The following is a 20,969-nucleotide window of genomic DNA, read 5'->3' as shown; positions in this document are numbered from 1 at the left end:
GCAGCATGCGTGTAGTTTGCCAAAGATGTCCGCTATCGGGGATATAGTCGTATCTTTGAAGCGGTGGAAATTGGCTGGCGGCGTACTCTTCGGGTGGACTGGCACCCACCCACCCGGCGGCGCCAATCGGCGGGAAGATCACGCCATGAAGCAGAATACCGACAGCTCGTCCTTTCCGCCACTGCCGACGCAGGCGGGTATGATCCAATCGAGGATCGCCTGCGGGCGAACGTCCGGGCGACCATTGAGGCCATGTTCGAAGAGGAGCGGGTCGGCTTTCTTGGTCGGCTTCGTTACGGGCGCGGCAACGAGCGGGCCAGGGGCTACCGCCACGGGCACCGCGAGCGGCAACTCACCGGCACGTTTGGCACTGAGACGGTCCGCGTGCCGCGTGCCCGGATCGAGAACGAGACCGGCCAGGTCAGCGAATGGCGCTCGAAGACCCTGCCCCGCTACAGGCGGCTGACGAAGAAGGCCGAGGCCCTGATAACGGCGGTCTACCTGGCCGGCACCAACACGCGGCGCGTCAAGCGGGCGCTGTTCGGGCTGTTCGAGGGCGCGGTAGGCAAGGACGTGGTCAGCCGGGCTTGGGCCGCAAGGTGGAGGTCGACTGGGACACCGCCTGATCCTCGATGGCACCGTGATCAAGACCCGGCTGGACCGCAAGGCCACCAACATCTCGGTGCTGGCAGCGATCGGCGTGCGGCGCGACGGCCAGAAGGTGCTGTTGTCCATCCGGAACATGGGCGGCGAACGCACGGCAGCCTGGCGCCAGTTCCTCACCGGTCTGGATGCCCGCGGCCTGAGGCGACCCGAGTTCGTGATCGTTGACGGCGCCCCGGGGCTTAGAAGCCGCGCTCGTGGCGCCCTGGGGCGACGACCTGCCGATCCAGCGCTGCACGGTTCGGCAGCCATCGCAACCTGCTCGGCCATGCCCCCAAGCACATGCACGATGAACTGGCCGAGGACTATCAGGCCATGATCTACGCCGACACCGCGGCCGAGATCGAGACGCGCCGCAAGGCTTTCATATGCAAGTGGCGGCTCAAGTGCCGGGCGGTGGCCAACAGCCTTGAAAAAGTCAGGGCCCGGCTCTTCAGCTTTACCCGCCTCGATCCCTCGCAATGGAAGACCGCCCGGACTACCAACGCCATCGAGCGCCTGAACGAGGAGTTCCGCCGCCACATCAAGACCCAGACCGTGCTGCCCTCCGCCCAGACCGTGCCGATGCTGCTCCGGGCGCTTCTGGTCTCCGGCCAGATCCAGATGCGCAAGGTGAACGGCCGGGAGGCCCTCGCTCAGCCCATCGAGCCGATGCTCCTTGACCTCGCCGCCTGAAAAACCGAGCCTTCACAGGGCCGGAGCAAGCCGCCAAGGAATTTCCACAGCATCCGCGACACGACCTGAAGCTGCGTGATGACCGTCAGGAGGCAGTTGGCCCCAACGATATCTGGACCATGGAATGAGCCGGGCCAAAAAACAGTCCGGGGGACTGCTTTCCCGGCGAATGTGCATGACCAACTCGCCCTGGGTACGAAGCTTCGCATCCTGACCATTGTCGATACGCACTCCCGCGTTTACCCGGCCGCCGATCCCCGCTTCACCTATCGCGGCGAAGATGTGGTTCGGACACTGGAACAGGTTTGTGCGCAGTTCGGCTACCCAAAGACGATCAGGGTGGACAACGGCAGCGAGTTCATCTCCCGCGATCTCGATCTGTGGGCCTATGCCAATGACGTCACCCTCGACTTCTCACGACCCGGCAAACCGACGGATAACGGCTTCATTGAGGCGTTCAACAGCAAGCTCCGCTCAGAATGCCTGAACGCGCACTGGTTCATGAGCCTTGCAGATGCTCGAGAAAAGCTGGAGGATTGGCGTAGGCACTACAACGAAGACCGGCCCCATAGTGCGATCGGGTACAAGGTCCCGTTCACGCTGCATTATCCCGGCGACGCAGCCAGCGCTTCGTCCTGACCAAGCCGGAAAACTCCAGCATCCGGCGGTCCAGTTTCCAGGGGGCAGAGCACAACACCAAGGACTCTCGTGATGAACGAGGGACGACCGGGGGGCAGGTCAGCTCTCCGAACGAGTATCGCGACGGGTCTGCCCAAGCAGCGCATGTCTGACTTTCCGCGAACCATAAATCGCTGCGCCTATGGCTTCGGCACCAACGATAACGGCGCGGGCCGCAGTTCCGCCTCAGCAACGCCGCCAATCCAATATAGCGTCGCAGAGGTCTTGGACGCGCCGCCCAGACTTGCAAGTGCCGTTCCTGTGGAAGCGCTACCAAGCGTACCTACGATGCTCATGATCGTGCTGGCTGCAGTGGTACCTGCTAACGTTCTGGTCTCCGCACCAAGGGCTACACCGGGCTTGTGGTCAGAAAGCTGAAGAATGCGTCCGGTGATCGCGGTAAGGAACGACCGTATTTCCTCCGGCGATTGTCGTCTTGCCTGAGCATCAACTTGGCACGGTTTATGACCTGGCCTTGCAATCGCTCTCATTGAGCTACAAGCGCGAATGGCGAAACAATCCCGACAGCCCGCGTGTAACTAACTGCCGGCGAAGTTAGCTATGGCTGCAGGCATTGACAGAGCATAGCATGCCGACAAGGCCTGTGATACCGTGGGCTTTTCGGCCGGGCTAAGATCGTCGGTGGCATGGCCCAGACCATCGGGCGCGGCGTTGATCGGGTCCGTTCCCGCTTCATCCTGACAATGGCTGCCAGTAACCTGGCCCGGCTGCCCCGACTTCTGGGGGCATGACCACCGGATCGGGTGTCAGCCAACCATGCCCTCCGTGCCGAAGGGCCCGGTCACGTTCCTCATCGGTCGCTAAGACGGGAAACAACTCTCGCTCGGCGACTGGGGCAGGAGACTGTTAGAGTGATGATCCCCCTTTATCGACGATTAGAGCGTGTCGCGGGCATCGAGATTCAGGATTCCCAGCTTGCCTATGATGTGCTTCCCTTCTGCTGAGGCAGGTATGGGGGAGTTGATGGGCAAGCCACATCCAATGGAGCTTCGGACGCGGGACCTGCCTGACGATGAAGGTGTTGTTTGGCATGGCGCTCCGCCAGACGACCGGCTTTGTCGAGAGCCTGCTGCGGCTGATCGGTCTGGACTGGTCGGTGCCCGACTTCAGCACGCTGAGCCGACGCCAGAAGACCCTGGAGGTCAACATCCCCTATCGCGGATCGGAAGGCCCGCTGCATCTGCTGGTCGACAGCACCGGCATCAAGGTCGAGGGCGAAGGCGAGTGGAACGCTCGTAAGCACGGCGGCGCGAAACGGCGCGTCTGGCGCAAGATCCACATCGGAATTGACGAGCAGACGCTGGAGATCCGCGCGGCAGAGTTCACCACCAGCGATGTCGGCGACGCGCCGATGCTGCCCGAACTGCTGGACCAGATCCCCGGAATTGACGAGCAGACGCTGGAGATCCGCGCGGCAGAGTTCACCACCAGCGATGTCGGCGACGCGCCGATGCTGCCCGAACTGCTGGACCAGATCCCGCCCGATCAGGAGATCGCAACTGTCACCGCCGATGGCGCCTTCGACACCCGCAAGTGCCACGAGGCCATCGCCGCCCGAGGCGCTGCGGCAATCATCCCGCCTCGCAAGAACGCCAAGCCTTGGAAGCCTGACACCCCTGGAGCGATCGCACGAAACGAAGCCCTCCGCGCATCACAGCGCTTCGGGCGGACCATCTGGCGACGATGGAGCGGCTATCACCGCCGGAGCCGCGCAGAGACCAAGATGCACTGCGTCAAACTACTTGGCCAGCGGCTGACCGCCCGGGACTTCGACCGTCAGGCCGCAGAGTTCCAGGTCCGTGTCGCCGTGCTGAACGGCTTCACCGCGCTCGGCATACCCATCACGGAAGCCGTGGGATGAGTCTGTCCGGGGAAAGGGAAACCCCGGCCATCAGACGATTTGTGCAACAGAGCCCCGATTACCCCATTTTACCCAATCTGTGATCGGATGCTGCCATAGATGCCGAAGGCCGAAGTGTAACTTGGCGCACCTGCTCCAAAAAAGGGATAAGCCCACCGCGAGCATGAGGTTCGGTGGGCCTATCAGCGGATCTATCTTCGGCAGCTCTGCAACCTTCTGCGGAGTGACCTCAAGCTACAAGGTTTACCACCCGGCCCCCATCCAGATGCGCCCGAACAGAGGATGCAAAGCCGTCCAGCTCGTCCTCGGTCACGAGGGTTCCGTACCATTGCGGGGCTGCCGGCTCGAAGCCGTGCGTTTCGGCCAGGGTGGCCAGCCGGTCGGCCCCGGTCAGCGACAGCGAGGAGCCGATGCTGAAGTCCCCTGTTTCGCCGGACAGCGCCAGCAGCATCGTTTCGCTGAGACAGCCCCAGGCGATATTGTCCGGCAGGGTCTGGAAGGGCCCCAGATCGACTGCCGAGGGTGGGCTGACGAGGCCGCCATCGAAGACCAGGACGCCGCTGCCCGAGAGATCGGCACTGGCGACATTCGGGGGACGGGCGACGTCGCAGACCAGGGTGCCGGGCCGGAGCTGAGTGGGATCAACAAGGACCGTATCCGAACTGGTGGCAACCAGGACAATGTCAGCCTCTGCCAGGGCCGGGCCAAGATCAGTTGTCCAGGACAAGCCTTGGCCCTCCATGCCATTGCGCATGGACTGTGCCAGGCGTCCGGGCGTCCAAGCGGCGTCCTGGGGGGCTTCAGCCAGGGAAAGGCGGATCTCGTCGGCCACCTTCGACAAAAGGCGCGGCGCGAAGGGGTTCTTGGCATTGCCCACAAGTGTCATGCTTCCGGCACGGCGCGCCAGCAGCATCGCCCCCAGCTGACCAATGGCCCCCGAGGCGCCCACAACGACCACATGAGCGTCTTGGAGGGAAAGTCCGGTGCGCCGGCACAGCTGGGTGATCGCCTTCACCGCCGAGACGGTTGTCAGCGTGTTGCCGCTGGTGATAGGCACGCCGCGCCCAGTCACTGTCTCGCCGCCGCGGGTCACGATCGAGGTGAAGGCGCCCAGTCCGACCCGGCAGGCACCCTCTGCACCGGCGAGATCCACTGCCCCGGCAATCATCTGTCTTGCCTCGTTGCGGCCTTTGCCGCGCATGTCTGCAGGCAGCATTGGCACGGACAAAAGCCAGCCAGACGCAACCTCGCCGGTCTTGGAGACGACATCCGGGATTTGCCGGACAAAGCCCGGCCCGAGGCGCTTGACCCAGGCCTTCCAGTCATCCAGTTCGCTGTCGCTGAACTGGCGCAGCGAAGGATCGGACCGGAAGATGTCCTCATCCTCGGTATAGTGGATCACGAAGCCGAACCGGCCCTTGACCGGCTCTGTCGCGGGCAAGGGTGCGGGCTCGGCCGCAGGGGTCTCACAGGACAGGGCCTCAGACGCGGGTGCGGCGGCTTCGGTCTTGTGGCGCCGGGCCACGAGATGGCGCACCAAAGCATGGTAGTCGCTGCGGTGGAGAATGTCGCAGACCACCGCCAGGGCCTCGACCGCGCGGTCCAGGCCTGTCCGGTCCAGGATTAGCGGCGGCTGCAGGCGCAGCACCCGGCTGTCGTTGAACAAGGGGGCGGTCAGCACCTTCTGGACGTTGACCAGATAGGAGGCGATCAGCGCCGTCACTCCGCCATTCAGACCGGCATGGGCCATGATGGCGGAATCCCCACGTTCCTCCAGTGGCTGGAACTCGAGCCCCAGCATATAGCCCCGGCCCCGCACCTCGCGGATGACATCCGGATAATCGCGCTGCAGCGCCTCAAGACGGGCGCGGATATAGGCGCCATTCTCAGCCACCTGTCGGATCAGTGCTCCATTGTCTTCGAGGAGTTGGTCAAGCGTCGCGCAGGCCACGGTGGCAGCAAGGCCATTGTTGGCGAAGGTCGAGCTGTGCAGGCGGCCAAAGCGGTCATCCCAGGCGGAAGGGCGCACAATGCAGGCGCCAATCGGCATCAGCCCGCCGCCCAAGGCCTTGGACAAAAGCAGCATGTCCGGTACCTCGCGGAAGCCTGAGCAGGCGAACAGTTGTCCGGTGCGTCCCAGCCCAGTCTGGATCTCGTCCAGGATCGTCAGGACACCATACTTGCGGCACAGCGCAATGGCCGCCTCAACATACCCTTCAGGTGGGCAGATGACACCGCCCTCGCCCTGAATGGGTTCAAAAATAAAGGCCGCGATCTCGCCTCCCTGGGCCACAAGCCGCGCTTCGAGCGCGGCAAGATCGCCAAAGGGAAGATAATCGAAATCAGGCGCCGGGGCATTGAAGCCCTGCTGATAAAGTGGCTTGCCGGTGGCCGACAGCGCGCCCAGGGTCTTGCCGTGAAAGCCGTTGCGGGTGGACAGGATGACAGAACGCCCGGTGCGGATGCGGGCCAGCTTGATGGCGGCCTCGACAGTCTCGGCGCCACTGTTGGTCAGGGTCGTGATGGCCAGGTCGCCGGGCGTGACCTCGGCCAGCTTGCAGGCAAGTCGCTCGGCCTCGGGAGAGCGCAGCGGCTGGACCATCGAGGGAAGTTGGGCCTGGTGCGCGTCCCGCAGCGCCGCCCAGCCTCGTTCAGGATTGTGCCCGAAGGGCAGAGCCCCGTACTGTGACAGGAAATCCAGATATTCTTCGCCATGCTCGTCAAAAAGGCAGGCTCCGCTTCCGCGGATTAGGGTGACATCAAGTGCAAATGTCTCAAGCAATTGGTTACGAGCAGGGTTCAGCAAGGACATAAGAGCTCCGTTAGGCTTCGTACTTGAGGTCTGCGGCAACAACCCAAACACATTTTGTAAACGGCACCCTAAGGACTGTAGCGACACAACCTTGAGGAATAGTTAACAACTCAAGGCAGAGAGGCTCCCAAAAAAGTGTATCGTTGCAAGAGAGCTTGGGCCGATCCGGTGGCAATCATCATTGTCAAATTGAAATTACCACCGGCGCACATCTGACGTAGCTTTTGTTCAAAGGGAACTCATTGCATTGCAATGAGCTTTTGGGTGGCAAGATGTTGCTGGAATTCTTCTACCCACAAGCGAATTTTCGCACTGCGGGGCGGAGATGCAGGGCGTATAAGATAGCTTCGTGAGAATCATAGCTCCTGCTGGCACGCGCGTACCAGCTCGAGAATGGAACATTTGATGCTACCAGGGGTTGATCCAATGGTTTACCTTTGTCCCAATAGAACAACCTGCTGGAAATTCGATGACTTGTTTACATCCTGACCCTCGGTCCGCGTTTGTTCATCCTTTGAAAATTATGGACCAGCCTGTGTCAGGATACATCCTTGATATTGTAGACAAGTTTAAGGGAATTCTAGCATGGCCCCTTGATTATGAAACTGTGTCCGCTCTTCTTTCTTTAGCCTTGAAGTATTTCCCAACGCTGAGCGACCAGGATGACAAAACCTGCTCGTCCCCTAAGGCGCTCGTTCGGCGGCTTCAGGTTGCGGGTTACCTTGCTCATGACAGGCAAGGACTAACCCTGACTACTGCCGGAAAGGAACGTCACCGCACTATCTTCCATCTGGCGCTGGCTGAGCCGATCTGGGTGAAAGCCTTGGCGCAGATGGAGGAGGATCTTATGGTCTTTGCGGAGACAGAGGGGATGCCCTTGGCAATAGCCTGAGGAGGAGAGCCTGCTCAAATCAAAGAGAGGAAAGGACGAAGAAGGACGAATCAGAAGCCCCTGACTTTACATAAAGTTGGTTAAAATTTCTTAAGTTAACAATATCCTACTCGTATTCTCCCTGGGGTTGTTTTTACACTATTTAACTCTCCTTTATGTGCTGGCGCGCTCAGATCCCATTTCTACTTTTTTAACAAGGAGTTGTTCCGGGCGCGCAGCGAGAGGCTCTCTTCCACAGTATGTCGGTTTCTAAATCTTTTGAAAATCCTACAAAAAGGGCTGGAACTTTCAAAAAAATTAACGCTTACTTGATCATACAAGTTTGTGGACTTAGGGTCTTAGGGGGTTTGGAATGTTGATGAAGTTTCTTGGAGCTGCAGCTTCGACGGCGCTTCTTTTTGGAGCATCGCAGGCTTCGGCCGCAGTGCTGACGATCGACTCGTTCAGCAGCCCGCAGTGGGTTCAGGATGCCCCTGTCACCGTCAATGCTTCCCAGGTTTTTGATGACAGTGTTCTCGGTGACTACCGAGATCTCTCTGTTCGCAATACGGGAGCAGATGGGGACAATACCGCTGCAACCGAGTTGCGTGTGACGAATGGCAAGCTCAAGTTCTCTAACGTTTCCGGCGCCCGGGGTGAGGGTACTCTGACCTATGACGGGAGTGCCACGGGCGGGGCCGTTGATACAACGGGCCTCGGAGGGGTCAACTTGCTGATCGGTACCGATCCGTTCTTCTATTTTGGCTTGCCGGCTGATGAACCGTTCGACAACACTGCGCTTTTCCGGGTTACCGTTTGGGACGTGGCCGGGGGAACAGACACCTATGAGGAGGTTATCGCACCTGGCTTCAACCAAGAACTTGCTTTCAGCGAGTTTTCGGGCGTTGACTTTAGCCAGATTGGGGCTTTGCAGTTCTTTATCAGCACCACCGACTTCAACATTTCGGTTGATGGCGCCCTCGACCTAATCGAAGTCCGGGCTGGCGACATCGCTCCGGTCCCGCTTCCCGCTTCAGCCCTTTTGCTGCTGGGTGGCTTTGGTGGCTTGAGCCTTCTGCGTCGGCGCAAGAAGGCCTGATCTTACCGGCATGTAAGAAGTACCATAACGTCGGCCCAGCAGGGCCGACGTTTTCCTTTAGCTGCTGCTTTAATCCACCAGCGCAGCACGCTCAGGCCGGTCAAGATTTGGCGGATTCTGCCGCCTCATTGGTGTTCAGGCAGTGAGAGGGCAGCCGAGCCTCCAATGTGAGGGTGCCATCAAAGCCGCCAGAATTGGCATGGATTAGCAAGGCGTTGAGGTTGGGACCGCCCCCGGTGGTATTATGTGGACGACCCCTTCCCTACAAGAACTCCTTGAGGATTTGATCGGATCGCTTGCGTTAATACTACAGTTTCATTTCATGCGCGTCTTCTCCGATGCGCGTTTGCTGGATTGGCCTGATGTCGTCGGCGCCAGAATGACCATGGCAGAATGACTTCGGTTGGTGGAGCGCGGCTGAGGATGAGCCGAGCCACCAAGCGCAGAACTTCTGATGTCGTGAGATATGTCGGCGTGGTGTAAAGCTCGGCACGAACAAAGCTCATGCGACGCTGAGTTGGAGCGCTGGACTCGTTTTGTTCGGTTTTCCCCAAGCGTTACGGCGCTGCTCTGCGGTCAGCCCGGCGAGAAACGGAGAGTGTCCGATCTTCTGTGTATGAGTGATCCGGTCCATGCTTCACCGAAAGGAAGCATGCATGACGATCTCCAAGGAACTTCTGATGAACTGCTGAAGGATGTTGAGCGCCCTGAGGATCTGCTCGGCGATGCCGGGCTGATGAAGGAGCTGAAGATCCGGCTCATGGAGCGGATGCTGGGCGCGGAGCTGACCGCGCATCTGGGTTATGAGGAAGGCAAGGAAGCACCTCCGGGCCAGGCGAACCGGCGCAACGGCTCGTCGACAAAGGTGCTGAAGGGCCAGGACGGCGAACTGCCGGTAGCCGTGCCCCGCGACCGCGACAGCAGCTTTGAGCCGGAGCTGGTGAAGAAGGGCCAGACCCGCATTGATGGCATGGATGACAAGAGTTCGCCATGGAAGCCGCCACTGGTCCGAGGCCCATGGCGGACGGGCTCTATGCCGCCGGGCTGACGGTGCGCGACATCCAGGCGCATCTGCTTGATCTTTACGGCCTGAAGGTCTCCCCCGACCTGATCAGCCGCGTCACTGACGCGGTTCTGGACGAGGTTCGGGGATGGCAAAGCCGGGCACTGGACCGGATGTATCCGATCGTGATCTTCGACGCGCTGCGGGTGCAGATCCGCGATGCCGACAGCCGCACGGTCAAGAACAAGGCCGTCTACATTGCTCTCGGCGTGACCCGCGACGGCCTGCGCGAGGTCCTGGGTCTTTGGATCGCCGAGAATGAGGGTGCCAAGTTCTGGCTGGCGGTGATGAACGAGTTGAAGAACCGAGGGCTGCAGGACATCCTGATTGCGGTCGTGGACGGGCTGAAGGGCTTTCCCGAGGCGATCACTGCCGCCTTTCCCGAGGCCATGGTCCAGACCTGCATCGTGCATCTGGTCCGCCATAGCCTGAGCTTTTGCTCCTGGAAGGACCGCAAGGTTGTGGCTGCCGACCTGCGCCGGATTTACAGGGCCCCAACCGCCGCAATGGCCGAGGCCGAACTCAATGCCTTTGAGGAGAGATGGGCCGGGAAATACGCGTCCATCGCCCCAGCCTGGCGACGAGCATGGGCCGAGGTGATCCCGTTCTTCGGCTTCGATCCGGCGATCCGCAAGATCATCTACACCACCAATGCCATAGAAAGTTTGACCCGGGTCATCCGCAAGTCGATCAAGACCCGTGGGTCATTCCCGACAGACGATGCCGCAACGAAGCTGATCTACCTGGCAATCCGCAGCTTCGAGAAAGACGGCCGAAACGTGCGGGAATGGTTTGCGGCCCGCAACCAGTTCGCCATAATGTTCGGCGAGCGCTTCGACGCTTGAGTATCTGAAACCGCATGGAGCCGGTCAGATACACAAAGTTCAGGACACTCCCATGCCCGGCACCGTCATCAGCCGCCGGGCGACGTCATTTTCCTTGGCGCGACGGGCGATCTCCGCATCGAGCTTGGCGATCTCTGCCTCCAGGTGCGTGAGTGCCGCGATCAAAGCCTTCAGCGTAGGGATGGCATCGGCAGGCAGGTCACTTTCCGGGTCTTCCACGATCGCGATCAGGCGTGTGGCGTTGGATGCCCCTTGGCTCGCACGATCTGACCGAATTCGGTCAGATGGCCGCGTAATGCGTTGATCGCCTGCGTGCGCTGCCGGATCAGCAGCTCCCGGACCCGGAAGACCATCGCCGCGCCCTGCGTCTCCTCGCTCTTCACCGGAACAAAGCGCATCGTGGGACGCAGTGCGGCTTCACAGATCGCTTCCGCGTCGGCGGCATCATTCTTCTGACGCTTCACGAAGGGCTTCACATAGGCAGGCGGGATCAGCCGCACATCATGGCCCAGCTTGCCAATCTCGCGGCCCCAAAAATGCGCGCCGCCACAGGCTTCCATCGCCACGATGCAAGAGGGCAGCTGGCTGAAAAACTCCAGCACCTGCGCTCGCCGTATCTTTTTGCGCAGAACGGCTCGTCCTGCGCCGTCGGCTCCATGCACCTGGAACACATTCTTCGCAAGATCGAGCCCGACTGTGATAATCTCCGACATGACCGCTCCCCTTTTTGTGGATCCTCGCAGACCCACCTTGGCACAGAGATGCCGTCGGGGGGCGGTTACATCATCAGAGCCGTGCACCCCGCTAAAACGGGGAGGATTACCGATGCCCGCGACACGCTAACTTTTTTGACCCCCAACCGCTGGCTCACAGCCCACGGCCATGCCCTCGGTCTCTGTTGAGATCGTTGTCATGCTCTTGGTACGGCACCTGACCAGCCCTCCCGCTCAAACCTCAGGTGCTGCTCCGGCCTGTAATGGGATCTTTCTGGATCGCACGGACCGATTCGCCCTGTCGGAAGAAGTTGCCAAATGGTCGTTCGTCTATGGCAGCTCCGGCGTTTCGGGCTGTGGGAGCAGATCTTGGAGGCGCTGAACGAGCGCGCGATCGTGCCGGATGCACTTCAGATGATCGACAGCACCGTGCTAGTCCATGGGTTTCACTTCACGCCTGGGTCACCTCTAAGTAGAATCAACAATTGCGGCCAATCAATCTCAGGTGCTGTAGGATCCCGTATGCTGACCGGCCGATCCGCGCAACGGCGTATTTAGTCGGCTGCTTGAGCAGCTTGAGCCACTGCAGTGGTGTAGCCTTTAACCGCGCCCTGAATGCTGCTTGGGGACGCAGATGCGCCGGTAGCGCGAGAATCTCGGGAAGGTCTTTTTCTAACTTGACCCGAAACGGCTGCTTCAGGAATTTAGGCCAGTAGTGAAAGACAACATCCCATGTGAGCGAGACAGAGGTCATTTGCCGCGCGGCCACTCCGATGGAAAACTGCTCACAGGTGTTAACTTGGCTGTACTCCCAGAGATGGTCCGAGAGACGAAGACCTTCGCGGAGTACGCCAATATCGCTGTAGTCAAAGCCAATGACACCAGAGTTCCACATTTCGCTGTCTCCGCCCAACGACGCCTTACTGCCGTCACTCCACGTGAATGGGTATCTTTTGAAGCTATCCCGGATTTTCCTCGCGTCTGAGGAACGAGAGAGGCACAAGAGGTGCTCTAAAAGATGAAGACAGCTGCGGCCGGCACCGATGCGGTCAAAAATGCGCATGGGTGATCGCTTGAAGTATGTGTCGGTATCGATGAACGCCAACTTTCCCTTGTAAGTCTTAAGGGCCTCAACGATCGCCATCAGCTTACGGCGATGAACGTAATCACTGCCATCAAGCCACTCTTCCAGCTTGGTCTTATTAATTCGAACTAAGATCACACCTTCCAGGGTCGCAAAAACTTCAGGTTGATCGGTGTAGACGACGTAGCGAATACGGCCGGTGTCAAATGGCTCAAAATATGCAGCTGTCAGGAGCGAGAAAATAGCTTCATAAACATACTGGCTCTTGCCATAGGCAAGGTACATTATAGTACCAATATATTCATGATTAGTATTCTCACTGCGCGCCGCCGCCGAAGCTTGATTTCCTTTAAAGCTCTGTGACGACATTTTATATTATCCTAGTTCGGGAGAATTGTTGGTTTAGATCATTATAATTGGCCTAAGTGCTAGGTCCAATTCCCATAGGGCAGTTGGGTAATCCTCCCCGTTTTAACGGGGTGTGACCGTAGAACTCACGCGGCCGTTTTTAGCTGCATGGCGGGTGTAACTCCGCCGATGCCCATGTTGGGGCGTTCGTGGTTGTAGGTCCATAGCCATTCAGTGGCGATCTGCTGCACCTCCTCGATGGTTTCAAAGATGTAGAGGTCCAGCCATTCATGGCGGACAGTCCGGTTGTAGCGCTCGACATATGCATCCTGCTACGGCTTGCCAGGCTGGATGTAGGTCAGGGCGATGCCCTGCTTCTCGGCCCAGGTCATGAGCGTGGAACTGACATATTCCGGGGCATTATCAACCCTTATGGAAGGGGCTTGCCGCGCCATTCGATTATCTGGTTCAGGATCGGACGACCCGCTCCGCTGGCAGCGAGAAGTCCACCTCGATGCCCAGGCCCTCGCGGTTGAAGTCGTCCAGCACGTTCAGAAGTCGGAACTGCCGTCCGTCGGTCAAGCGATCGGCCATGAACCGAAGGTCCGCAAAGCGAATTCCATCGACCAGACCAGGTTCGGAGCTTCAGGAACCGCCAGTTCCTTAGAGTCCGATTCAAAACTCGCTGAGTGATATCATGTCCTTGCCAACAGTCGGGTGACGCGCCTGATGTGGGCGGTGAGAAGCCAGGCTTCGGTGCTGGCGATGGTTTTCTCCCAGTCCTTGGCCATCCGGCGGCACCGTCCAAGCCATGCGAGCGTGCGCTCGACTACCCATCGGCGTGGGATGACCTCGAAGCCCTGGGCCGTGTCGGAGCGTTTGACGATCTGCAACGTCCAGCGCCCGATCTTTTCCAGAGCCCCGTTCAGCTTGGGTCCGGCCTATATCTAATTTTGCAGCGTTACACTTGCTGCCCTCGTTGCCGGTGCTGGGCTTTGGCTGGCCCGGCTCTCCTACGAACGTCCGCCTCTGTGTCTGTAGTCGCTCTGCTGTCCGGCCATCTTCTGAGCCGCTGTGCGGGTCGCTGACAAGCGCAAGGCGCCGTGGCAGGCGGGTAGCACAAAGCTGCTGTTGACTCCTTCTCAGGCGCTGCGGCCTGTCCTAGCCGGTGCAGTGTCGTTCCCGGCCTCCCCTCTTTTCCCCTAGCTCATAGTCCTGCACTTGGTGCTGGTGGTGCTTGCGTAGCAGGTGCCGGGGTCCACGTTCGCTTGTGAACGGGAGTGCGGCTGCGGTCCCTGCCCTTCCGCCGTCGCAGGACCAAGCCCCATAAAGGCGCAGAGAATGACGGGGAACGCTTATGCGCTTCCGGTGCGGCCTCCCTGGGCGTTACCGGTTCTGGCCCGCGGTGCCCCGGTCTCTCGCGGTGCCAGAGGTAGTAATTCTGAATCCGTGATCTTTGCGGCTTCAGCTTGCCAGGTTGACACTGACCTGGCAGGCCTCTCGCAATCTGTGGCTGAGGCCTGGCCTCGGGGCTGCCTTCAATTCCTGCTGATTGTTAATCGCGCAGGAGTTTTTTGTTGAAATCAAGCGCCGACCATGCACCCCTGAACAGGGTTGATGGATTTTATAGTGATGTCAGATTATCAGTCTGTACCTTCCCGACGTAAGAAGGCCCTTGTCCCTGCCGGTCTTAAAGATGCGGTTTACCTCCTGCCCCTGCCAATCCTACAACTCCTGGTTCCTCGGCTGCCGATAGGGACTGATCCATTCACGCCTCACGTTCGGGAGCGCCGGGTGATCTTCATCCATGTGCCCAAGGCAGCAGGGTCAAGCATCAAGATGTCCCTGTATGGAACCGTGGATAATGGTGGGCATCGCCGCATATTGGAGTTTGCCGCATACGATGCGCAGAAGACGCGGGACTTCTTCAAGTTCGGCTTCGTTCGCAATCCTTGGGACCGGCTGCTGTCAGCTTACAGCTTCCTGATGCAGGGCGGGATCACAGGAAGAGACAAGCAGTTCACCAAGGCCTATCTCGCCCGGCACGCGGACTTCAACAGCTTCGTCCTAGCACTCGCGGATCCACAATATCGTACCGTGGTGATGCGCTACGACCATTTCCGTCCGCAATGTCACTGGCTCTGCATGCCGCGCAGGAAGGGACACGCGATGGATTTCCTTGGCAGGTTCGAGACCATGCAAGCCGACCTGGCGCGGCTGTCCGAGATACTGGGCATTGAACTTGATGGAGGGCGCAGAATTCTGCCTTCCGTGCACATCCCATTTCGCGAGGCCTATACTACCGAGACGTGGCGGATCGTATCCGAGATCTATGCCGAAGATATCCGGTCTTTTGGATACTAGCATTACAGTTACACCTTTCTTCGTAAGTGTGCCTGCCTTGCTGCGACCTGATGGGCCCTTCGCCACATCGACCATGCAATGATATGAGCCGGTTCGATCCGACGTTGGGCTAAGCGATTGGCGATGCGTCGGATCTCCCGGATCGACCAGCGGATCAGCCTAGGTTTGCTGGCATCCTGCGCATGGTTTTTTTGGGCGGTTCGGCATTGGCGTGATGGCGAATGGTCCATCATGGCAAAGGCCAGCATGACCAACGACACATGGCGGTGCCACCCGTGCCAGGAGCGGGTCTCGTTTTGATCGAGGCCAAGTTCGTTCTTTGCGGTCTCGAAGCTGTCCTCTATTGCCCATCGATGTCCTTCGACGCGCACCAGTGTATCCATGCCCGAGCCCTCCGGGCACTAGGTGGTGAAGAACGCCAACTCGCCGTCAGAGATAGTGCGGCGGATCAGCAGGCCACGCGTCCAGACCCCGTGGAAATCGGCGTAAAATTCGCAGCATCAAGATCGGCCAGATCAAGGTAGGCCCAGTCGTGGAGGCGCTCGCCCTTTGTACCCGAGCCTGCCGAAAGGCGCTGCCAGGCTGCCTCGATGTTCCTTGCGGTTCCGCTGACGCCATGGGGCTTGGCCCAGGACGTGAAGGAATGATTGGCGCTGACGCCCAGCACATAGCCCTTGCCGGCGCGGCGCAGTGCTATTTCGATGGCACCGACGCCATAAACACTGTCGGCAGCCACCCAGGAGAAGGGGACATCAGCCAACAGCACACGCTCGATCATGGCGCGGGCAAGAGCAGGTTTTGTGGCGAATTGCACGGCCTCGGGGACATGGGTCCTGGTTCGCCGCTCCAGATCATCAGTCCAGGCTTTTGGCAGATAAAGCGCCCGATCGACAAAGGTATGCCCATGGCGCGAAACATAACTGGCGAAAACACCGATCTGGCAACTGGTGATCTTGCCTGCGGATCCGGTGTATTGGCGTGCTACTCCACAGGACGCGCGACCTTGCTTCAGAAAGCCGGTTTCATCGATCACCAGAACCGCCTCGGGATCAGCAAGAGTGTCCAGGGCGTAGTCCCGAACAATATCGCGCAGGGCATCGGCATCCCAAGGGGCGCGTCCCAGAATGGCCTGCTGCCGCCAAGGACCCGGATCTCCAGCCGCTTCCGCTCGCATCCAGCCCGTCTTGCGCCGTTCCTCGCCCAACAACCTGTCGAGAAACCGTTCGGCCGATACCGCAACGCGTGCTGCGTGAACAGCGGGCGCATGCGAGCCTTCGCAGCACGAAGCGACGAGGCCCAAAGCTACAGCGTCTCCTCGACCGACAAGCTCGCCATCCACAAGCCTCCATCAATCATGAAAGCGCATGGATTCAGGCAGAAGAGGAGAATGCAACTGTAATGCTAGGTAGAAAACTCATACAGATCGCTGTAATTCTGTGGTAATATTCCTTTCGATTGGGTTCGGCAGGGAGGAGCGTGTTATGGCGCATCTGTTCTGGCTTTCGGACAAAGCTTGGGCGGCCATTGAGCCGCATCTGCCGCGGGGGTTGCCGGGGAAGCCCAGAGTGGACGACCGTCGGGTGATCTCGGGCATTCTGCATGTGCTCAAGACCGGCTGCCGCTGGCGGGATGTGCCGGCTGCCTATGGGCCACCCACCACCATTTACAACCGTTTCACCCGCTGGTCATATCGGGGGATCTGGCAGCGCATGTTCGAGCGCCTTGCAGCTGCGGGGCCAGTGCCGGAAGAGCTCTGTCTCGACAGCACCCACGTGAAAGCTCACCGCTCGGCTCAGAACACAAAAGGGGGGCCTGGCCGCAAACGGTCGGGATCTCGCGCGGCGGGGCGACCAGCAAGATCCATGCACTGGCCGATGCGTCACAGGCCGACCGGTCGCCTTTGCCCTGACACCCGGAAACATCCCGGACATTCACATGGCTATTCCGCTTCTGGAGGGACTTTCCCGTCCCAAGAGGCTGATTGCCGACAAGGCCTACGATGCCATAAGCCTGCGTCGCTGGCTCAAGCGCCGGCGCATCAGAGCGGTGATCCCCTCCCTGGCCACACGCACCTTTCCCTTCCCGCTCGATCGAAAAGCATACAAGCGGCGCAACGTCATCGAGCGGATGTGGGGACGGCTCAAGAACTGGCGCCGTATCGCGACCCGATACGACCGTCTTGCTCGTAACTACCTGGCCAGTCTGGCGCTCGTTTCTATCGGGATTGCTTGGACCTGAATGAGTTTTCTACCTAGGAATGGCGGCAATAATCCGCAAGGCGGCGGGCGAAATCGGCTGAAAACGACCTATCCCTTATCGGTATTATCGCAAAGTTCAGCATTCTATGTCAGGGAGTGGTCAAACTAGCACCGCCCCGTTTGTCCTGTTTGGCAAAAGGATATCAGACCATGACCTAGACGGGATCGCAACCTCCCAATGAACAGATTGGCTAGACAGCTTTTCCTTCGTAAGTGCCTGCTACAATACCATAATCACAGCAAAACGAAGAGTCGGCTGCATCTAAACCTGCCTAAGATTGGAAGAGGTGAAGCAGGCTTTCCAAATATGGTCTTCTCCGGCCAATCGTCTGCACCCTGGCGAATTGGTTTCTATTCGGAATCCAGACGATCGCCTTGCTCGCCTTTGGACTGCTTAACCCCACAGCAAGGGCAAGAATTCGCCTGGTCTGATATTTTCCTCTGCCTACCAGTGTAACTTCTGACCTCCGCCCCAACCCGGCGGGACTGAACGAAAAAGTTCGTTTTGTCCGCAAAAACTGCCTTCAAAGGAACGAATGAATGTTGCTGCGCGATCTGATTGTTGCCCTTCCTGGGCTTGTTGGACCCACTCCCCGCGTTGAGGAGATCGAGGTGAAAACCTCCTCCCAGATCGTCAATCCGCCCGTTATGTCCCGGGATACTGCCATGTCGGAGGCCGAGGCGTCCTCGGATTTGTCCGAAAGGGACGTAAACAGCTTTTCCCGGCAAGCCGGCTTTCAGCCTGCAACGGAAACCCCGCTGCCCGTAAGGGAAACGGTTTCGGACAAGACCGGCAGCCGACCCGATCCGATCCCGCCCCGTCAGGAACAACCCGTTCGGGAAGACGATGACGACGCCTTGCCCTCTGCGGCACCCATCGCCTTGGATTTGGCCAAAGGCGTTACGGTCATGGCGGGCCGCGTGGCCACGCTTCTGCCTGATGACGACGGCGGCCAGATCGCCTCGGTGCGGATCCTCGAGGGTGGTGACTGGGGCCATGTTTCGGTCAACCCGGACAACAGCCTGGCCTTGGTGCTTTCCGGCACGGACAAGCAGGGCACGCTGTCGTTCAGCTATGAGGTCACTTATGCCAATGGCCAGACCGAGGATATCGCCGCCAAGGTGAAAGTCGTGGCCGGCCAGCAGAAGGCCAGCTGGGGAACCGGGGAACATTACATCCTGGAAACCGATGCGGACGGTCGCAGCATCGTCGAACACGGCGACAATCACCGCAAGGTCTATGTGTCGGCCAGCCAGAATGCCTTGTCGCTGCAGGACATCGCCAAGATGGAAGGCGTCAAGGTTTCCGACATCAGCGGCAAATGGCTGGCAAACAACCCCGAATACGGCAGCAGCGCCGACATGGCCCTCGACGAGATCGCGGGCATGGAACTGTGGGGCGCCATTACGGGCAGCAGATCTAAGTCCGTCCCTTCCTCGCATTGGCTGCTGTTGGAAAGCGGCCACAGCTATGACGAGGTGGGATTTATCGTCAAGCGCGGCACGCAGGGCGAAAGCGCCCTCAACCCGGTGCTGGTCTCGTCCTATGGCGAAGGCGATCGGCCGATCATCACCCAGTCCCAGATTTACAACACTCCAGTTAATGCCAATATCGTTATTCGCGGGCTGACCTTTACCGACGGCCTGCAAATGATCCAAGGCAAGAACTATCTTTTGGAAGAAGTGGGCATCCGTAACAAAACCCTGACCGCGAAACAGGTCGAAGGCTTCACCCTGCGCAATTCCGACATCATCGACGTTTTTCGTAGCGAATCTAACAGCAACGGTATCTGGCAGCCGCATATAAACCGAATCAGCGGATTTTTCGCTAACAGCAACGAGGGCCTCCTGGTCGAGAACAACTTTGTCGATCACACCGGCTGGTCTGAGGGATACAAGACCAACCTGGCCTTGTCGGGTGGACAACCGCCCAGCATCTTTAGCCAAGGCATGTATCTCAGCTTTGACAACACTGACCTGACATTGCGCGACAACATCTTGATGCGCAGTGCGTCCTTCGGGGCGCAGGTCCGTTCGGGCGGCGTCATCGAGAACAACTTGTTCCTGGACAACAATGCCGGCATCACTTTTGTGGGCGGCGACGACATGAAAACCCATGGTGCCGGCAATTACACACTGTTTTCGGGCAATGTCATCACTTCGGGGGCGCATCGCGATGTCAGCAAGGGGCCGCGCGGCGCATTGACCATGGGTGTCGATAGTGGCGGCCGCATGCCCACCATGATCGACAACATCGTCGCCCATCTGGCCGATCCGAACAATCCTGGAGAGCTGAAGCAGAAATATGTGAGCCACGCTCCGCTGAAGGAAAAGTTTGCGGCCTTTTATGACGACACCATCATCTACAACTGGATAGGCAGACGAACCATCGAACGGGATCTGCCCAGGATCGAAAAGGAGGTTGGCCAGCTTGACAAGTCCATCCTCAATGAAACCACCATCCAGAATTTTACCGCCGATCTTCTTGGCAAGGACACCGCCACCATTGCCGATCTGGCCAACTATTTGCGCGCTCAGGCGGCCGGGAAGCTCGACGGCCATGTCGATGCGGACATCATCAACAGCTTTTTCCGCGCGGGCTTCGGTTTGGACACGGCGCTGCGCGATGAGGCCAAAACGCTGCGCTTTGTCCCCAACAATCTGGCCGACGGGGTCCGCTGGGACAACCGACTGAACTGGTCGACCGGGGATCTGCCGGGCACCCAGGACGGCGACAGCGTCGACTTGGGCGGCAATCATGTCCAGTTCGGCGGACAATCCCTTGTTGTCGATCATTTCGACTTTGGCGATTTCGGGCATCTGACCGCCACTTCGGGCAAATTGACGATCGCCGGCGAGATGGCCGTCGGGTCACGTGGCGCAATGCTGGAAACTAGGGGTTCCGGCCAAGTCTGGATCGATGGGTATCACGACAGCGATCTGTTGGAAATCGGCCTGACCGGAGGGCGCCTTGCCAATAAAGGTACTTTCGCAGGCGAAACCCACGCCTTGGTTTCCGGCAATGCACAGTTCTTGCTGGCGGCTGCGGGCGGACGTTTCGATCTGGTCAGGGACAGCAGTCTGGTGGTGACCGGAACGCAGGCCAAAGTCGGCTTCGACGGGGCAAATGGCAAGGCCGCCATGTTGCAGCTTCATGAAGGTGCCACCTTGTCCTTTGTAGCCGACACGACGGGACTGGGCAAAATCTCGGAGTTCCATTCCGGGGCTTTTGGCGAGACCTCGAATGTCACCTCGGGAATCCGGCTGGATGGCGATCTGACCATCAACCTGTCCCCCCTGAACGCCAAATCCGGGGGAAGCTGGGTACTTTTGGATGCCGACCAGATCATCGGATCCTTTGACGATGTTTCCGTTGCAGGACTCGGCAGAAATCGGGACGCATTGATCCGAATTGATTACATCCAGGACGAAGTCCTCCTGCTGGTCGGCGAGGCCGGCAAGGGCAGTGGCCAGATCCGGACCGATAGCACGGGCGATGCAGATTTTATCGATCATACGCAGGATGCAGCCCTGAAATTGCTGTGGACCAGCCTTCAAGGAGCAATGCCGCAGATCACCGACGATCCGATCTGAAATATTTCGCACGCGAAAGT

At 59.2% G+C, this 20,969-nt stretch carries 6 protein-coding genes and 11 pseudogenes; 11 read left to right on the top strand and 6 right to left on the bottom strand.

Annotation, left to right across the window (positions count from 1 at the left end; translation table 11 throughout):
• Positions 1-145 precede the first annotated feature (145 nt).
• From Q5701_RS15095 to Q5701_RS15080, 4 pseudogenes are all read left to right on the top strand, one after another.
• Positions 146-1,338: pseudogene (locus Q5701_RS15095) on the top strand (IS256 family transposase).
• 68 nt (positions 1,339-1,406) lie between these two features.
• Positions 1,407-1,977: pseudogene (locus Q5701_RS15090) on the top strand (integrase core domain-containing protein); the annotation flags it as partial.
• Positions 1,978-2,636: 659 nt separating this feature from the next.
• A pseudogene (locus Q5701_RS15085) lies at positions 2,637-2,768 on the top strand (IS5/IS1182 family transposase); the annotation flags it as partial.
• A 269-nt stretch (positions 2,769-3,037) separates the two neighbouring features.
• Positions 3,038-3,898: pseudogene (locus Q5701_RS15080) on the top strand (IS5 family transposase); the annotation flags it as partial.
• A 229-nt stretch (positions 3,899-4,127) separates the two neighbouring features.
• Here the strand turns inward: Q5701_RS15080 and Q5701_RS15075 are convergent.
• Positions 4,128-6,680 (bottom strand): aminotransferase class III-fold pyridoxal phosphate-dependent enzyme, encoded by a 2,553-nt coding sequence (locus tag Q5701_RS15075; protein WP_306751816.1) that lies wholly within the window; start codon positions 6,678-6,680, stop codon positions 4,128-4,130.
• A gap of 448 nt (positions 6,681-7,128) precedes the next feature.
• Here Q5701_RS15075 and Q5701_RS15070 point away from each other — a divergent pair, with 448 nt between their 5' ends.
• From Q5701_RS15070 to Q5701_RS15060, 3 genes and pseudogenes are all read left to right on the top strand, one after another.
• Entirely contained in the window at positions 7,129-7,602 is a 474-nt protein-coding gene (locus Q5701_RS15070) for a hypothetical protein (RefSeq protein WP_306751814.1), read from the top strand.
• A gap of 352 nt (positions 7,603-7,954) precedes the next feature.
• A complete protein-coding gene (locus Q5701_RS15065) occupies positions 7,955-8,680 on the top strand; it encodes a VPLPA-CTERM sorting domain-containing protein (RefSeq protein WP_306751813.1) in 726 nt (241 codons plus the stop codon).
• A gap of 656 nt (positions 8,681-9,336) precedes the next feature.
• Positions 9,337-10,588: pseudogene (locus tag Q5701_RS15060) on the top strand (IS256 family transposase).
• A gap of 48 nt (positions 10,589-10,636) precedes the next feature.
• Here Q5701_RS15060 and Q5701_RS15055 read toward each other — a convergent pair.
• Positions 10,637-11,301, bottom strand: a pseudogene (locus Q5701_RS15055) (IS110 family RNA-guided transposase); the annotation flags it as partial.
• 266 nt (positions 11,302-11,567) lie between these two features.
• Between Q5701_RS15055 and Q5701_RS15050 the strand changes: the two are divergent.
• Positions 11,568-11,766 (top strand): annotated as a pseudogene (locus tag Q5701_RS15050) (IS5/IS1182 family transposase); the annotation flags it as partial.
• A 13-nt stretch (positions 11,767-11,779) separates the two neighbouring features.
• On the opposite strand, the gene Q5701_RS15045 reads toward Q5701_RS15050, so the two are convergent.
• From Q5701_RS15045 to Q5701_RS15035, 3 genes and pseudogenes are all read right to left on the bottom strand, one after another.
• A complete protein-coding gene (locus tag Q5701_RS15045) occupies positions 11,780-12,754 on the bottom strand; it encodes a hypothetical protein (protein ID WP_306751811.1) in 975 nt (324 codons plus the stop codon).
• Between the two features lie 125 nt (positions 12,755-12,879).
• Positions 12,880-13,392 (bottom strand): annotated as a pseudogene (locus Q5701_RS15040) (integrase core domain-containing protein); the annotation flags it as partial.
• Between the two features lie 36 nt (positions 13,393-13,428).
• Positions 13,429-13,674: pseudogene (locus Q5701_RS15035) on the bottom strand (transposase); the annotation flags it as partial.
• Positions 13,675-14,365: 691 nt separating this feature from the next.
• On the opposite strand from Q5701_RS15035, the gene Q5701_RS15030 reads away from it, so the two are divergent.
• Entirely contained in the window at positions 14,366-15,097 is a 732-nt protein-coding gene (locus tag Q5701_RS15030; protein WP_306751810.1) for a sulfotransferase family protein, read from the top strand.
• 154 nt (positions 15,098-15,251) lie between these two features.
• Here the strand turns inward: Q5701_RS15030 and Q5701_RS15025 are convergent.
• A pseudogene (locus Q5701_RS15025) lies at positions 15,252-16,432 on the bottom strand (IS701 family transposase).
• A gap of 146 nt (positions 16,433-16,578) precedes the next feature.
• On the opposite strand from Q5701_RS15025, the pseudogene Q5701_RS15020 reads away from it, so the two are divergent.
• Positions 16,579-17,335: pseudogene (locus tag Q5701_RS15020) on the top strand (IS5 family transposase).
• Between the two features lie 1,283 nt (positions 17,336-18,618).
• Entirely contained in the window at positions 18,619-20,949 is a 2,331-nt protein-coding gene (locus Q5701_RS15015) for a hypothetical protein (protein ID WP_306751809.1), read from the top strand.
• Positions 20,950-20,969 lie beyond the last annotated feature (20 nt).

Source organism: Paracoccus actinidiae (assembly GCF_030863885.1).
GTDB lineage: Bacteria > Pseudomonadota > Alphaproteobacteria > Rhodobacterales > Rhodobacteraceae > Paracoccus > Paracoccus everestensis.
Note: the sequence above shows the minus strand (reverse complement) of the source record. Positions and strands in the feature narration are given on the sequence as shown.

Bases quoted from the DNA above. Each gene is read 5' to 3' on its own strand.
- Q5701_RS15030 (WP_306751810.1), top strand. From the start codon at position 14,366: ATGTCAGATTATCAGTCTGTACCTTCCCGACGTAAGAAGGCCCTTGTC.
- Q5701_RS15065 (WP_306751813.1), top strand. From the start codon at position 7,955: ATGTTGATGAAGTTTCTTGGAGCTGCAGCTTCGACGGCGCTTCTTTTT.
- Q5701_RS15045 (WP_306751811.1), bottom strand. From the start codon at position 12,754: ATGTCGTCACAGAGCTTTAAAGGAAATCAAGCTTCGGCGGCGGCGCGC.